The sequence below is a fragment of the Zoogloea sp. genome (assembly GCF_041904905.1).
In the GTDB taxonomy this organism is placed as follows: Bacteria; Pseudomonadota; Gammaproteobacteria; order Burkholderiales; family Rhodocyclaceae; genus Zoogloea.
In genome coordinates, this window is the sequence record NZ_JAYRMI010000091.1 from 1 (window position 1) to 14,299 (window position 14,299).

Sequence of the window (14,299 nt, forward strand, 5' to 3'; positions counted from 1 at the left end):
GCTCGAGGCGCCCGCGTACCGTCACCGGGCGGGCGCGCAGGGCTTCGGCATCGACCGGGGTGGCGCCGATGCTTACCGGCGCGTCGGCTTGCCGGGTGTCGAGCTGCGCCTGGGCGGCCAGCTTGCGGTCGGCCTTGGCGTGCTGCCAATGGCCGAGCTGGATGCAACCCGTCGCCACCGCCAGTGCAAGCAGGCCGCCCCACCGGGACGGGCGGAAGCGGCGGCCGCTTGTGGCCGTCCGGGCGACGGCGCAGAATCGGCCGACGATGTTGGGGGAGCGAGCCGTGCTGTTCAAGTTTGCCGTGGTGCTCATGTTGGTGCTGGTGATTGGCAGCCTCTTTTCGGGCTTGTTCTTCCTTTATCGCGACAAGGGGGCGGGCGACCGGGTTGTGCGGGCGCTGACCTTGCGCATCTCCCTCTCTCTGCTCCTCTTTGCGGCGCTGCTGCTCAGCTATCGCTTCGGGCCCTACAGCCAGTAGACGACGACGAACAGCAGCAGCCACACCACATCGACGAAGTGCCAGTACCAGGCCACCGCCTCGAAGGCGAAGTGGCGCCTGGAATCGAAATGCCCCGACAGGCAGCGCCCGGCCACCACGGCCAGCATGATGGCGCCCAGGGTGACGTGGAAACCGTGGAAGCCGGTGAGCATGAAGAAGGTGGCGCCATACACGCCGGCGCCCATGGTCAGGCCCAGCTCGGTGTAGGCGTGGTGGTATTCGTAGGCCTGAAAGCCCAGGAAGATCGCCCCCAGCAGCACCGTGAGGATGAGCCCGGCGTTGAGCTGGGCGCGCTTGTTCTGCATCAGCCCCCAGTGGGCCCAGGTGAGGGTGGCGCCGGAGGTGAGCAGCAGCGCGGTGTTGATCGCCGGAATGCCCCAGGCGCCCATCGGCGTGAAGCTGGCGCCCTTGGGGCCGGCGGAGGGCCAGGCGGCGGTGAAGCCTTCGTAAAGCGTGAAGGCCGGGTCCATGCCCGCCAGCGCCGGCACCGAGATGGTGCGGCAGTAGAACAGCGCGCCGAAGAAGGCCGCGAAGAACATCACCTCCGAGCCGATGAACCACACCATGCCCTGGCGGAAGGATTGGTCCTCCCAGTCGGTGTAGGCGCCGCGCTGGTTCTCGGCGATCACCGCGCCGAACCATTTGAACAGCACCCCGGCGATCACCGCCGCGCCCGTCGCCATCACCCACGGCCCGGGTGCGAAGCGGTTCATCAGCAGGATGAAGCCCAGCGCCAGCAGGAACATCCCCCCCGACAGGATGAAGGGGTACAGGCTGGGCTGGGGCACGTAGTAGTGGCCGGCGTGGGGCGTGGCAGATCGGGCGTGGGATGCGTTCACTGGGTGCTCCCTAGTCAGGTTTGGGGGCCGGGAAGAAGGCGTAGGCGAGGGTCAGCTCGCTGATCTCGAGGCCGATCTCCCGGTCGACGATGAAGGTCAGGGCCATCTCGCGGGATTCGCCGGGGGCGAGGGTCTGCTGGGTGAAGCAGAAGCAGTCGAGCTTTTTGAAGTGCTTTGCCGCCACGGTGGGCGACACACTGGGCACCGCCTGGCCGACGATGGGCGTGTCGGAGAGGTTGCGCACCAGGAAGCGGGTGGTGCGCAGTTCGCCCGGATGGAGTTCGATGGCGGGCTCCAGCGGGCGGATCTCCCAGGGCAGGCCGGGCATCAGGGTGGTGGTGAACTGCACGCCCAGGCTGCGGCTGGTGTCGAGCCCGCCGGGGGCCACGTCGCCGGCGGCGATGGCGTCCTTCAGGGTCTTGCCGTTGAAGCCCACCACCCGGCACAGGCTGTCGTAGAGCGGCACCAGCGCAAAGCCGAAGGCGAAGCACGCCGCCGCCAGCAGCACCAGCCGGCCGACGAGGCGAGCGTGGCGGCGCGGTGGGGGCAGGGTGGCTTCGCGCACGGCCTAGCGCTGGATGAAGAAGCCCACCACGTAGAGCCCCAGCGCCACCGCGCCCAGGGCCCAGGCGAAGCGTGCGGAGGCCCGGCGGCGCTGGGCGAGGTCCGATTCGGTGAGGTGCATGGCGTTCTCCTTCCGGGCTTACTTGATGACGGGCTGGACGTCCCACGAGTGGTGGGGCGGCGGCGAGCTGAGTTCCCACTCGAGCCCGCGGGTGCCTTCCCACACCTTGTCGCTGGCCTGCTCGCCGCCGCGCACGCAGCGCCAAACGTTGTAGGCGAACAGCAGCTGCGACAGCCCCAGCACGAAGGCGCCCACGGTGGAGATGGCGTTGAACTCGGCGAACTGCAGGGCGTAGTCGGGGATGCGCCGGGGCATGCCGGCGAGCCCAAGGAAGAACTGGGGCATGAAGGTGAAGTTGAAGCTCACCACGGTGAGCCAGAAGTGCAGCTTGCCCAGCCGCTCGCTGTACATGTGGCCGGTCCATTTGGGCAGCCAGTAGTAAACGCCGGTCATCACGCCCATGATGCCGCCGGCGAACAGCGCATAGTGGAAGTGGGCCACCACGAAGTAGCTGTGGTGATACTGGGCGTCGGCGGCCACGTCGGCCAGCACCAGCCCGGTGAGCCCGGCGATGCCGAACAGCACGATGAAGCCGATGGCGAACAGCATCGGCGTCTCGAAGCTCATGGCGCCGCGCCACATGGTGGCGATCCAGCAGAAGAACAGCACCGCCAGGGGCAGGGAGATGGCCATCGTGCTGTACATGAAGTAGAGCAGCGCCGGCACCGGCAGCCCGGCGGTCATGAAGTGGTGGGCCCACACGATGAGCCCCAGCACGCCGATGGCGATGAAGCCATAGACCTGGGCGGTGTGGCCGTAGATGGGCTTGCGCGAGAAGGTGGACAGGACGTGGGGCATCAGCCCCCACACCGGCAGCAGCAGGATGTACACCTCCGGGTGGCCGAAGAACCAGAACAGGTGCTGGAACAGGATCGGGTCGCCGCCGCCCGCGGCGTCGAAGAAGTGGGTGCCGAAGTGGCGGTCGGTGAGCAGCATGGTCACGCCGCCGGCGAGCACCGGCAGGGTGATGATGAGCAGCACCGCGGTCACCAGCCAGCCCCAGCAGAAGAGCGGCATCTTCATCAGCGTCATGCCCGGGGCGCGCATGTTGAGGATGGTGGCGATGATGTTGATCGAGCCCATGATCGAACTGACGCCCAGGATGTGGATCGAGAAGATCGCGAAATCCACCCCGATGCCGCCCTGCACCGACAGCGGCGCGTAGAGCGTCCAGCCGGTGGCCACGGCGCCGTCGCCGATGCCGAAGAGGGCCAGCACGAAGGGCAGGGTGAGCAGCATGGCGGCCGGCGGCAGCAGCCAGAAGCCCCAGTTGTTGAGCCGCGGCAGCGCCATGTCGGGGGCGCCGATCATCAGCGGGATCATCCAGTTGGCGAAGCCGGTGGCAGCCGGCATCAGCGCCGCGAAGATCATCACCAGCGCGTGCACGCCGATCAGCTGGTTGAAGAACTCCGGCTTCATCAGCTGCAGGCCGGGCTGGAAGAGTTCGGCCCGCACCGCCAGGATCATCGCGCCGCCGAGAAAGAACATCAGCAGCGAGAAGGTGAGGTACATCGTGCCGATGTCCTTGTGGTTGGTGGTGGTGAGCCAGCGCAGGAGCCCGGTGGGCTGGTGGCCGTGGCCGTCGTGGCGATCGAGGGCGTGGGTGGCGGTGTTCATCGTGCGGACTCCTTACCGAAGGGCCTTGATCTGGGCGGGCTGGATCATGTCGCCCTTGGCGTTGCCGAAGGCGTTGCGTTCGTAGGTGACGATGGCGGCGATGTCGGTGTCGGAGAGCGTGGTCTTGAACGCCTGCATCGCGGTGCCGGGCTTGCCGTTCATCACCCGGTCCACATGGCTGTCGGGGATCGGCAGGCCCTCGGGCGAGAGCAGCGGGCCATTGACGATCTTGCTGCCGGCCAGCGCCGGGAAGGCCGGCGGCACGCCCTTGCCGTCGGGCTGGTGGCAGGCGGCGCAGTGCTTCTCGTAGGCGTCCTTGCCGTGGGCGATGAGTTCGTCCTTGGTCCAGGTCTTGTCGCTGCCGGCCGCGGCGGCGGCCATCTCGCCCTTCTTCTTGTCCACCCAGGCGGCGTATTCGGCTTCGGGCACCGCGTGCACCACCACCGGCATGAAACCGTGGTCCTTGCCGCACAGCTCGGCGCACTGGCCGCGATAGATGCCGGGCTCCTCGATGCGCACCCAGGTCTCGCGCAGGAAGCCGGGGATGGCGTCGCGCTTGACGCCGAACTGGGGCACCCACCAGGTGTGGATCACGTCGGTGGCGGTGAGCAGGATGCGCACCTTCTTGCCCACCGGCAGCACCACGGGGTTGTCCACCTCCAGCAGGTAGTGCTCGCCCTTGGCTTCCTTGCCCTCGATCTGCTCCCGCGGGGTGGACAGGTTGCTGACGAAGCGGATGCCCGAATCGGGGTATTCGTACTGCCACTTCCACTGCATCCCGGTCACCTTGAGCACCATGTCGGCCTTGGTGCGGGTGTCTTCCATCTCGATCACCGCGTGGAAGGCCGGGATGCCCATCAGCACGAAGTCGATGAACAGCAGGATGCCGAAGGGCACCAGCACCCAGAACCACTGCAGCGCCCCGGTGGGGCCGGAGAAGCGGGCGGGCTCGGCGCCGGTGCTCTTGCGGTGCCGCACCATCGAGTAAATCATGATCGCGAACACCACCACGAACAGCACGGTGATGATGACCATGAACTCGTTGTGGATGTTCAGGGTGTCCCGGGCGATGGGGGTGACCGGCTTGGGGAAGTTCCAGGTGAAGTCGGCCAGGGCCGGCCCGGCGGCGAGGAGGGCGCCCGTTCCGGCGAGGGCCAGGGCTGGCGGGGAGAGGCGGCGAAGGCGGGGGTTGAGTGTCGTCAAGGCGCTACCTCTTCTCGTCGTGGGATGCTGTCAGGGTTGCAGCCGCTGCCGGAGATCCATCGCCAGCAGGTGGCGTTGCGCAGGCGTCATCAGAACACCGACCCGTGCGCGCCGGCCGTGGGACCGGATGCACACCAGGGGCACGTCGGGGGGCTCGCCTTCGAGGCTGACCCGGGCCCAGCCGGCGTGGAAGCGGTCGCAGGATTCGCCTTCGGGCAGATGTCGGGTGACGGTGAGGCGGTCGCCTTCGAGGCGGATCGATTCGAACGCGGCATCGCGGCGCGCGACGGCCCGCAGGGCGACGAAGAGAAGCAGGAGTTCGAGACCGGCGAAGGGCAGCACCGGCCAAGCGCCAGCCAGCCAGAAACCGAGGCCGATGAGGGTGTTTGCCGCCAGGATGAGGCCGATGAGGCCGCGGCGGACTGCTGGGGTGAGTGAGCGGTTCGGGCGCGCGATCCATTCACGCGCGCCCGCCGTCTCTCTTGTTGTTATAGCCATGGCGTCTCCTCCAGGCCCTGTCTGCGACTTTTTGACGCAGATCAAATTCTGGCTGAAGTGTAGCATCGGGCTTCGGTTTTGCAGTGCACTTGCAAAGCCGCCAACTCATTGAAACTTAAAGGGGTTTGAAATGATTTCGATGTTGCGGCGCATCATCGTGACGGGCTTGGCACTTGGCGCCCTCGCCGCCTGCTCGCCGCAGGGGGAAAACGGGCCGGGCGCCGGCTTTACCGGCACCGACATCACCGGCGCCCAATATGGGCAAAGCCTCAAGCTCACCGATCACAACGGCGCCGTGCGCACCCTGGCCGACTACAAGGGCAAGGTGGTGACGATCTTCTTCGGCTACACCCAGTGCCCCGACGTGTGCCCCACCAATCTGGTGAACATGGCCGAGGCGATGCGCCAGCTCGGGCCGGATTCCGACAAGGTGCAGGTGCTCTTCGTCACCGTCGACCCGGAGCGCGACACGCAGGAGCTGCTGGCCCAGTACGTGCCGGCCTTCGACCCGCGCTTCGTCGGCCTGCTGGGCGACGCCGCCACCACCGCCGCGGTGGCCAAGGATTTCAAGGTCTTCTACCAGAAGCAGGGCGACACGAGCGGCAAAGCCTACACCGTCGATCACTCCACCGGCACCTACGTGTTCGACCCCCAGGGCCGGCTGCGGCTGTACGTGAAGCACGGCGAGAAGCCCGAGGCGGTGGCCGCCGACATCCGCAAGCTGCTGGCGGGCAAGTAGCCCGGGCGGAATCTGTGCCTATCTTTTTTCGGTTTTTGCGATCTGTACCTATCCGGCCGGCACAGATCGAGCCCCGCCAAAACAAAAGGGCGACCCGCGGGTCGCCCTTCTTGTTGCCGGCAGGGGCCTGGTCAGGCCAGCGCCACCAGCTGGGTTCGCATCTTCTGCATGGCCTTGGCCTCGATCTGGCGGATGCGCTCGGCCGACACGCCGTACTCGGCGGCCAGCTCGTGCAGGGTGGCGGCGTCGCCTTCGGTGAGCCAGCGCCGCTGCACGATGGTGCGGCTGCGCTCGTCCAGCGCGGCCAGGGCGTCGTGCAGGCCGCTGTCCTGGAGGCGGGCGTATTCGCGCTGGGCGATCACCTCGGACGGTTCGGCGTGGGGGTCGGCCAGGTAGGCGATGGGCGCGAAGCGCTCCTCTTCGTCTTCGGGGCCGGATTCGAGGGCCACGTCGCCGCCGGACAGGCGGGTTTCCATCTCGCGCACTTCTTCGGGCTTGACCCCGAGCTGCGCGGCGATGGCGTGGACTTCCTCGCCCTGCAGGGTGTTGCTGCTGGCCTTCAGGCCGCGCAGGTTGAAGAACAGCTTGCGCTGCGCCTTGGTGGTGGCGATCTTCACCAGCCGCCAGTTCTTGACGATGTACTCGTGGATCTCGGCCTTGATCCAGTGGATGGCGAAGGACACCAGCCGCACGCCGCGGTCGGGGTCGAAGCGCTTGACGGCCTTCATCAGGCCGACGTTGCCTTCCTGGATGAGGTCGGCATGGGGCAGGCCGTAGCCGAGGTAACCCCGGGCGATGGCCACCACCAGCCGCAGGTGCGACATGACCAGTTTGCGCGCCGCGTCCAGATCCTCGTTCTCCCGGAAGCTGTGGGCGAGATCGGATTCTTCCTTCTCGGTCAGCAGCGGGATACGGTTCACGCTCTGGATGTATTGATCCAGGCTGCCAACCGCGGACGGGACGGGAAACGACAAGGTATGGGACATCAGTAACAACCTCCTTCGGCCTTATGTTAGCACTCCCTGCCTGTGAGTGCTAAGGGGGCAATTGGTTCCGCGGCATGACATCCGCGGTGCCGTCCGGGGCCTGCCCGGCGGGGTGGTCGACGGTGGCGCAGGTGCCCCCGCCGGAGGCCCTCGCCGGGGTCGCGGCGCGCCCGCCGGCCGAATGGTTTGCCGGTTGGGCCGAGGGTCAGCCGGCCGGTTCGGCGTGTGCCTGCCCGCGCTCCTCGTCGGTGCGGCCGTCGCGGATGTGGTAGCGCCGCCGGAAGGTGGGGATGATCTTCTCGTCGTGGGTGACCACGACGATGGCGGTGCGAAACTGCTGCGCCATGTGGTTGAGGATGCCGACCACGCCGAGGGCGCGCTCGCTGTCCAGCGGGGCGGTGGGTTCGTCGGCCAGCACCACCGGGGGCTGGTTGGCCAGCGCCCGGGCGATCGCCACCCGCTGCTGCTCGCCGCCCGATAGCTGCGACGGCCGGGCGTGGGCGCGGTGGGCCACGTCGAGCGCCTCCAGGAGCGCCAGGGCGCGCCGGCGGGCCTGGGCGTTGGGCTGGCCGGCGAGCATCGGCAGCAGCGCGACGTTGTCGATCACGTCGAGAAACGGGATCAGGTGAGGGGCCTGGAAGATGAAGCCGATCCGGTCGCGGCGCAGGGCGCGCAGGTCGGCCAGCTTCCAGCCGTTGTCGTAGATCACCTCGTCCCCCAGGGTCATGCGGCCAGCCGTGGGCTCGATCACCGCGCCCAGGCACTTGAGCAGCGTGCTCTTGCCCGAGCCCGAGGGGCCGATCAGCCCCACCACTTCGCCGGGCGACACCGTCAGGTTGACGTCCTTCAGGGCGTCGACCGCGGTGTCGCCCTCGCCGTAGCGTTTCCTGAGCCCTTCGATGCGGATTCCGAAGCCGTCCATGTCAGCCTCCGATGGCGGTGGCGGGGTCGACCCGCAGCGCCGCGCGGATGGCCAGGGTGCTGGCGAGCGCGCAGATCGCCAGCACCGCGGCGAGGCCGCGCAGGGCGTCGCCGGGTTCGAGCAGCACGAACTTGGGGAAGAACGGCGCCCACAGGGTGGCGGCCGTCTTGCCCACCATGAAGCCGATCGCCCCGAGCCCCAGCGCCTGCTGGAGGATCATCCCGGCAATCGTCCGGTCGTGGGTGCCGATGAGCTTGAGCACCGCGATCTCGCGGATCTTGCCCAGGGTCATGGTGTAGATGATGAAGGCCACGATGGCCGCGCTGACCACCGCCAGGATCGCCAGAAACATGCCGATCTGGCGGGCCGAGGTGGCGACGAGCTTGGTGACCAGGATGTCCTCCATCTGGGCCCGGGTGAAGGCCTGCAGGTGCTTCCAGCGGCGCACCTCGCCGGCCACGCGGGCCGGGTCGGCGCCGGGGGCGACGCGCACCAGCACGGCGTTCGCGTTGCGGCTGGCGGCCTGGGCGGCGGTGACCGCCTCCAGCAGCCCCGGCGCGCCGGGGCGGTTGAAGGCCGGGTTGGCCGCGGCGCGGGTGCGCTCGTCGCGGATGGCGTCGTTGTCCTTGAGGAACTGGGCCTCCTGCGCGTCCTTGAGCGGGATGAACACCATCGGGTCGCCGCCCGACGACACCATGCGCCGGGTCAGCCCGACGACCCGGTAGTCGTGGCGGCGGATGCGGATGCGCTCGTCGAGCCGGAAGCCGGTGCGCACGTCGGCCACGGCCTCGTAGTGGGCGCGGGTGGGCTGGCGGCCGGCGATCAGGTAGCCGGGCTCGCCGGGCTGCCCCGGCTCGAAGCCCACCACCATCGCGCGCACGTCGCCGCCGCCGTAGCGCACCTGCATCGTCAGGTAGGTCACGTTGGCCGCGCGGGCCACCCCCGGCAGGGCCAGCAGCGCGCGGTACACGTCGTCGTGCAGGCTGGAGGATTCCGCGTAGGGCCCCTGGGTGTCCTGCTGCACCACCCACACGTCGGCGCCGCTGTTGTTGAGCAGCGCCTTGGCGTCGTCCACCATGCCGCGGTAGACGCCCGCCATGGTGAGGGTGACCCCGATCAGCAGGCCCAGGCCCACCCCGGTCAGCACGAAGCGCGACCAGCTATGGAGAATGTCGCGGCCAGCGAGGCTGATCACGGTTGCTCGTCGGTGAGTTGCCCGACCACCCGGATGCGCGCGCCCGCGGCCAGGGCCCGCTCGCTGTGCACGACGATCTCGTCGCCCACCGCCACGCCGGCGAGCACCTGCACCGCGCCGTCCAGGCCGGTGTCGCCCAGGGTGACGGGGACGAGGGCGGGCTCGCCGGCGTTCAGACGCCACACGGCGGGGCCCTCGGGCGTCTGGCGGATCGCCGCGTTGGGCACGATCGGCCCCGGGCGGGTCGTGCCGGTGTGGATCGTCACCTCGGCCATCTCGCCGATGCCAAGGCCCGCCGGCTGCCGCCCGAAGCCGACCAGCGCGATGCGCTCCTCGGTCACGCTGTCGCTCACCGGCTCGATGCGCGCCACCCGCCCGGGCAGGCGCACGGCCGCGTCGCTGCGCAGCACGATGTCGGCGGCCTGCCCGACCGCCAGCCCGCGGGCGCGCCCCTGGTCGAGGCGCACGCGCACCCACAGGCTGTCCGGCTCGATCATCCGGATCACCGCCTGGCCGGCCGTTACCGTGGAGCCGGCCTCGGCGTCCCGGCCGGTCACCACGCCGTGGCGGGGTGCGCGCAGGCGCAGGGTGTCGCGCTGGCGCTGCAGCCCGTCGCTTTCGGCCTGCAGGCGCGTCAGCTCGTCGCGGGCGCCCCGCACGCCGGCATGGCTCGCCGCGAAGGCCGCGCGGCCGGATTCGAGCGCCTGCCGCCGGTCGTCCAGCGCGCTGGCGCTCACGAACTGGCGGGCCGCCAGATCCTCGTAGCGGCGCAGGTTCGACTCCGCCAGCGCCAGCCGGGCGTGGGCCTCGACGCGCTGCGCTTCGGCGGCGCTCAGGGCCGCGGCGGCGCGGGCCCGAGCCGCCTCGCCGGCGCGCAGGCGCTCGTCCAGGTCCACCGGCTCGATCTCGGCCAGCAGCTGCCCGGCCTTCACCGCCTCGCCGACGTCCACCTGAACGCGCGCGACGCGCCCCGCCACGGTGGGGCCGATCAGGTAGCTGCGGCGGGCTTCCACCGTGCCGATGCCGAACAGCGCGGTCGCCACCTCGCCGTGCGCCACGGTGGCGGTGGTTACCCGGGTTGGCGCCAGCGGCCCGGAGCGCGCCACGACGAAGCCGAAGCCCCCCAGCAACAGCCCGGCCAGCACGCCCATGGCGATCTTGCGACCGAATTGCGGCGCAACTTTCATGACGCTTCTCCCAGCCCGGTCAGATAGAGCTGGAGCACCCCCTCGGCCTGCTGCTCCGCGGCGCCGGGCGCCCCGCCGAGCAGTTGCTGGATCACCAGCCCCTGAATGGCGCCCAGGAAGAGCCCGGCCGCCGCCGCGCAATCCACGTCGCCGCGGATGAGCCCGTCGGCCCGGGCCTGGGCCAGCACCGCCGCCAGCGTCTGGCGGTAGCGCTGCATGAGCGCCCGCACCCGCTGGCGGACGGGGGAGGTCTCCGGCTCCTGGAGTTCGGCAAAAACCAGGCGCGGCACGCCCGGGTGATCGCAGGTGAAGCGGACGTGAGCGCGAAACATGGCCGCCAGGGCCACCCGGGGGTCGGCCGCTGCCGCCCGGGCGGTAGTCAGTTCGCCCATCAGCCGCGCCTCGATCCAGTCCACCACCGCCAGGCGGATGGCCTCCTTGCTCGGGTAGTGCCGGAACAGCGCGCCCTGCGTCACCCCGATTGCCTGGGCGATGTCGCCGGTGGTGATCTCCGTCGGATTGCGCGCGGCCGACAGGTGCACCATCGTGGCGACGATCTCGGCCTGACGCGAGGCGGTGGGCTGGCGAAGCTGAGGTTTCATGGGGAGCAAGTATGTAATTAATTACTTACCAAGTAAAGCCCATAACCGCCCGGAGCGCCTGGCCTGCTGCTTGAAATATCTGTATATTGTTACAGCGAGAGGTTTCCAGATGATCCGTCCTTCCGTCTTCGCCGCCTGCCCTTTCGCCCCCCGTTGCGCCCGCTGTGCGGCTGCGGCGCCGAGGCGCCTGCGGGGCGCCGGGAGCGCGCCATGAGCGCCACCGCCGACCTGCCCGCCTACCTCGCCGGCCTCAACGATGCCCAGCGCGACGCGGCCCTCCACGGTGCGGGCGAGGCCGCGCCGGGGCCGCTGCTCATCATCGCCGGGGCGGGCTCGGGCAAGACCAACACCCTGGCCCACCGGGTCGCCCACCTGCTCGCCCAGGGCGCCGATCCGGCGCAGATCCTGCTCCTCACCTTCTCGCGCCGGGCGGCGGACGAGATGATCCGCCGCGTCCAGCGCATCGCCGCGCAGGTCTCGCCGCGCCATGCCCGGCTGGCTCAGGGTGGCTTCCCGTGGGCCGGCACTTTCCACAGCGTGGGCGCGCGCCTGCTGCGGGAGTTCGCCGGGCGCATCGGGCTCGACCCGGGCTTCACCATCCACGACCGGGAGGATTCCGGCGACCTGATGAACCTCGTCCGCCACGAGCTGGGCTGCTCCGCCAAGCACAAGCGCTTTCCCCTCAAGGGCACCTGCCTCGCCATCTATTCGGCGGCGGTCAACACCCAGGCGCCCCTGGCCGAGGTGCTGCAGACGAGCTTTCCCTGGTGCGCCGAATGGGAGACCGAGCTGAAGCCCCTGTTCCTCGCCTACGTCGAGGCCAAGCAGGCCCAGCAGGTGCTCGACTACGACGACCTGCTGCTCTACTGGGCGCAGATGGTGGCCGTGCCCGAGCTGGCCGCCGAAGTGGGCGGGCGCTTCAGCCACATCCTGGTGGATGAGTTCCAGGACACCAACCGCCTGCAGGCCGGGCTGCTGCGGGCCATGAAGCCCGACGGCCGCGGCCTCACCGTGGTGGGCGACGACGCCCAGTCGATCTACAGCTTCCGGGGCGCCACGGTGCGCAACATCCTCGAGTTCCCGGATCGGTTCGACCCGCCCGCCCGGCGCGTCACGCTGGATCGCAATTACCGCTCCACCCAGCCCATCCTCGCCGCCGCCAACGGCGTGATCGCCCAGGCGAAGGCGCGCTTCAGCAAGGATTTATGGAGCGACCGCGCCGGCGGCGAAAAGCCCCGGCTGGTGTCGGTGCGCGACGAGGCCGACCAGGCCGCCTGCGTGGTCGAGCAGGTGCTGGCCCGGCGGGAGGCGGGGCTCAAGCTCAAGGCCCAGGCGGTGCTGTTCCGCGCCGCCCACCACAGCGTGCGGCTGGAGATCGAACTCACCCGGCGCAACGTGCCCTTCGTGAAGTTCGGCGGGCTGAAGTTTCTCGAGGCCGCCCACGTCAAGGACGTGCTGGCCATCCTGCGCTGGGCCCAGAACCCGCGGGATCGGGTGTCGGGCTTTCGGGCCGTGCAGCTCCTGCCGGGCATCGGGCCCAAGACCGCCGGGCGCATCCTCGACAACCTCCAGGCCGCGCCGCCGGGCTGCCAGCTGCTCGCCGAACAGCCGGTGCCCGAAGCTGCCCGCGCCGAATGGCAGGCCTTCGCCCGGCTGGTGGAGGCGCTCGACGCCCCCGGCGCCTGGCCAGCCCCCCTGGAGCGCCTTGCTCAGTGGTACGAAGCCGCGCTCGACCGCCTGTACGAAGACGCCGCCGTGCGTCAGGCCGACATCCAGCAGCTGGCGCGCATCGCCGCCACCTACCCGAGCCGCGAGCGCTTCCTCACCGAACTCACTCTCGACCCGCCCGACGCCACCAGCGACGAATCCGGCGCCCCGCTGCGGGACGAGGACTACCTGATCCTCTCCACCATCCACTCCGCCAAGGGGCGCGAATGGCCGGCGGTGTCGCTGCTCAACACGGTGGATGGCTGCATCCCGTCCGATCTGGCCACCGGCAGCGAGCGGGAGATCGAGGAGGAGATGCGCCTGCTTTATGTGGCGATGACCCGCGCGAAGGATCACCTGGATCTCATCGTGCCCCAGCGCTTTTACGTGAGCGGCCAGGCCGCCACCGGCGACCGCCACGTGTACGCCAGCCGCACCCGCTTCATCCCCAACCGGCTGCTGGGCAGCTTCGAGAGCACCAGCTGGCCGCCGGTGGCGCCGGCGGCGGATGCCGACCCCCAGGCCCGCGAGAAGGCGGTGGATCTGGCCGCGCGGATGCGGGCCATGTGGCGCTGAGGCCCCGCCTCAGGGCTCGGTGTCGAGGGGGCCCAGGCGGAAGATGGCCAGCAGCGCGTCGGCGTCCGGGGAATGGGCGCGGCCCTTGTTCTTGGTGCGGTACGCCTGGGTGGCGTCCCGGCCACAGGAGGGCAGGATCACCGCCGGGCGGGCGGGGTGTTCCGGAATGTAGCCGCTCAGGTCATACACCTGGCCGTTGATCGCCATCCAGCAATCGTCGCCCCGCTTGTGCCTGGCCACCTCGGCCAGCCGGATCGGCTTTTCCACCGGCTCGGGCGCCGCGACGGGGGCCGGGGGCGGTGGCGGCAGCCGCTCGCTGCCTTGCCACACCGCCGCCACGGCCAGCCAGAAGGCGAGGGTGCCCAGATAGAACAGCTTCTTCATCATCTGAAGTCGAACAGCTCGAAGTGGATGTGATCGTCGGGCACGCCGCGGGCCCGCAGCACGGCGGTGGCCGCCTGCAGCATGCCTGGGGGGCCGCACAGGTAGCAGTGCCAGCCGGTGAGGTCGGAGGCCTGGGGCAGGATCGCCTTCAGGTTGGGCGCGAGCGGCCCGGTCTCGCGGGTCTCGAGGTGCAGCCCGGGGTCGTGGCTGGCCAGCTCGTCCAGCTCGCTCAGGTAGGCGGCGTCGCGCTCGTCGCGGTAAAGGTAGATCAGGCGCGTGGGGGTGGACAGGCGCCCCTTGCGCAGCCGGGCCAGGAAGGGCGTGATGCCGATGCCACCGGCCAGCCAGATGTTGGGCCGCTCGTCCTCCAGGGGCAGGAAGTGGCCGAACGGGCCCTGCACGCGCACCGCCACGCCGGCGTTGAGGTTCTGCAGGTGGCGGGTGCAGTCGCCCAGCGCCTTGATGCCCACCGAGATCTGCCCGTCGAGGCGGAAGCCGCTCACCGAGTAGGGGTGGAACTCGCCGCAGCCCTTGAAATTCGGCCCCGCGCCGAAGGCTGCCAGCACGAACTGACCGGGCTCGGCGCCGATGGGCCGGGCCAGCGGCTTGAGGCGCACCTCCACGGTGTCGGGGGCCGGATGCGCCACGTGGTCCACCAG

At 69.8% G+C, this 14,299-nt stretch carries 15 protein-coding genes and 1 pseudogene; 3 read left to right on the forward strand and 13 right to left on the reverse strand.

Annotated features, from left to right (window positions below; genetic code table 11):
- Positions 1-295 (reverse strand): SURF1 family cytochrome oxidase biogenesis protein (locus ACE3N6_RS17565; RefSeq protein ID WP_374247113.1); only part of this gene is annotated, 295 nt, incomplete at its 3' end.
- On the opposite strand from ACE3N6_RS17565, the gene ACE3N6_RS17570 reads away from it, so the two are divergent.
- Positions 285-479, forward strand: a complete 195-nt coding sequence (locus ACE3N6_RS17570) for a twin transmembrane helix small protein (protein WP_374247115.1) — start codon at positions 285-287, stop codon at positions 477-479. The genes ACE3N6_RS17565 and ACE3N6_RS17570 overlap by 11 nt on opposite strands.
- On the opposite strand, the gene ACE3N6_RS17575 is transcribed toward ACE3N6_RS17570, so the two are convergent.
- From ACE3N6_RS17575 to ACE3N6_RS17595, 5 genes are all read right to left on the reverse strand, one after another.
- The gene (locus ACE3N6_RS17575; RefSeq protein ID WP_374247116.1) at positions 467-1,339 is read right to left on the reverse strand and encodes a cytochrome c oxidase subunit 3; all 873 of its coding nucleotides are present in this window, start codon (positions 1,337-1,339) and stop codon (positions 467-469) included. The genes ACE3N6_RS17570 and ACE3N6_RS17575 overlap by 13 nt on opposite strands.
- A 10-nt stretch (positions 1,340-1,349) precedes the next feature.
- Positions 1,350-1,904, reverse strand: coding sequence for a cytochrome c oxidase assembly protein (locus tag ACE3N6_RS17580; RefSeq protein ID WP_374247117.1), 555 nt, complete (start codon positions 1,902-1,904; stop codon positions 1,350-1,352).
- Between the two features lie 138 nt (positions 1,905-2,042).
- Complete coding sequence (ctaD, locus tag ACE3N6_RS17585) at positions 2,043-3,641, reverse strand: cytochrome c oxidase subunit I (RefSeq protein ID WP_374247118.1); 1,599 nt, start codon at positions 3,639-3,641, stop codon at positions 2,043-2,045.
- A 12-nt stretch (positions 3,642-3,653) separates the two neighbouring features.
- A complete protein-coding gene (coxB, locus tag ACE3N6_RS17590; RefSeq protein WP_374247119.1) occupies positions 3,654-4,844 on the reverse strand; it encodes a cytochrome c oxidase subunit II in 1,191 nt (396 codons plus the stop codon).
- A gap of 30 nt (positions 4,845-4,874) precedes the next feature.
- Positions 4,875-5,342 (reverse strand): DUF2244 domain-containing protein, encoded by a 468-nt coding sequence (locus ACE3N6_RS17595; protein WP_374247120.1) that lies wholly within the window; start codon positions 5,340-5,342, stop codon positions 4,875-4,877.
- A 139-nt stretch (positions 5,343-5,481) separates the two neighbouring features.
- On the opposite strand from ACE3N6_RS17595, the gene ACE3N6_RS17600 reads away from it, so the two are divergent.
- Entirely contained in the window at positions 5,482-6,081 is a 600-nt protein-coding gene (locus tag ACE3N6_RS17600) for an SCO family protein (RefSeq protein ID WP_374247132.1), read from the forward strand.
- Between the two features lie 131 nt (positions 6,082-6,212).
- Here ACE3N6_RS17600 and rpoH read toward each other — a convergent pair whose 3' ends face one another.
- From rpoH to ACE3N6_RS17625, 5 genes are all read right to left on the reverse strand, one after another.
- Positions 6,213-7,067 carry an RNA polymerase sigma factor RpoH gene (gene rpoH, locus ACE3N6_RS17605; protein WP_374247121.1) on the reverse strand — a complete coding sequence of 285 codons (855 nt, stop codon included), beginning with the start codon at positions 7,065-7,067 and terminating at the stop codon, positions 6,213-6,215.
- Between the two features lie 205 nt (positions 7,068-7,272).
- Positions 7,273-7,989 (reverse strand): ABC transporter ATP-binding protein, encoded by a 717-nt coding sequence (locus tag ACE3N6_RS17610; RefSeq protein WP_374247122.1) that lies wholly within the window; start codon positions 7,987-7,989, stop codon positions 7,273-7,275.
- A gap of 1 nt (position 7,990) precedes the next feature.
- The gene (locus tag ACE3N6_RS17615) at positions 7,991-9,184 is read right to left on the reverse strand and encodes an ABC transporter permease (protein WP_374247124.1); all 1,194 of its coding nucleotides are present in this window, start codon (positions 9,182-9,184) and stop codon (positions 7,991-7,993) included.
- A complete protein-coding gene (locus ACE3N6_RS17620; RefSeq protein WP_374247126.1) occupies positions 9,181-10,371 on the reverse strand; it encodes an efflux RND transporter periplasmic adaptor subunit in 1,191 nt (396 codons plus the stop codon). The genes ACE3N6_RS17615 and ACE3N6_RS17620 overlap by 4 nt, the downstream gene beginning before the upstream one ends.
- The gene (locus tag ACE3N6_RS17625) at positions 10,368-10,973 is read right to left on the reverse strand and encodes a TetR/AcrR family transcriptional regulator (RefSeq protein WP_374247127.1); all 606 of its coding nucleotides are present in this window, start codon (positions 10,971-10,973) and stop codon (positions 10,368-10,370) included. The genes ACE3N6_RS17620 and ACE3N6_RS17625 overlap by 4 nt, the downstream gene beginning before the upstream one ends.
- Before the next feature lie 210 nt (positions 10,974-11,183).
- Here ACE3N6_RS17625 and ACE3N6_RS17630 point away from each other — a divergent pair, with 210 nt between their 5' ends.
- Complete coding sequence (locus tag ACE3N6_RS17630) at positions 11,184-13,256, forward strand: ATP-dependent helicase (protein ID WP_374247129.1); 2,073 nt, start codon at positions 11,184-11,186, stop codon at positions 13,254-13,256.
- A gap of 9 nt (positions 13,257-13,265) precedes the next feature.
- On the opposite strand, the gene ACE3N6_RS17635 is transcribed toward ACE3N6_RS17630, so the two are convergent.
- Together ACE3N6_RS17635 and ACE3N6_RS17640 are read right to left on the reverse strand one after the other, a co-directional pair.
- Entirely contained in the window at positions 13,266-13,643 is a 378-nt protein-coding gene (locus tag ACE3N6_RS17635) for a cytochrome b5 domain-containing protein (protein ID WP_374247131.1), read from the reverse strand.
- Positions 13,640-14,299: pseudogene (locus tag ACE3N6_RS17640) on the reverse strand (hypothetical protein); the annotation flags it as partial. The pseudogene ACE3N6_RS17640 and the gene ACE3N6_RS17635, both read right to left, overlap by 4 nt.